We start from the raw sequence: 335 nt of genomic DNA, 5'->3' as shown, positions 1-335 counted from the left end.
GGGGGCCCACCGGTCCGCAGCACTGGCCGGATGCGCCGATGCCGCGCTGATCCTCATCTTCGCCGCTGTCGGCCGCGACGCCCATCAGCGCGGGGACGTCATCAGCGGGGTGCTGTCCACCGCCTGGCCGTTCCTCGTCGGGGCGGCAGTGTCCTGGCTGGCCCTGCGGCTGTGGCGCTCACCGCTGGCCCTCTGGCCGGCAGGCGTTGCTGTCTGGCTTGGTGCGGTCACGGTCGGCATGCTCCTGCGGGCCGTCACCGGACAAACCGTGGTCCTGCCGTTCGTCATTGTGGCGCTGCTCAGCCTGGGACTCCTGCTGCTCGGATATCGGCTGG

Annotated in this window: 1 protein-coding gene; it reads left to right on the top strand. The window is 71.3% G+C overall.

The annotated features are described in order from the left end of the window. Window positions 1–22 precede the first annotated feature (22 nt). Window positions 23–335, top strand: a 313-nt coding sequence (locus K789_RS0118765) for a DUF3054 domain-containing protein (protein ID WP_192815789.1), incomplete at its 3' end; no start/stop codon positions are given.

Origin of the sequence: Arthrobacter sp. TB 26 (genome assembly GCF_000427315.1) — a bacterium.
Classification (GTDB): domain Bacteria; phylum Actinomycetota; class Actinomycetes; order Actinomycetales; family Micrococcaceae; genus Arthrobacter.
This window is presented reverse-complemented; position numbering and strand designations above follow the sequence as displayed.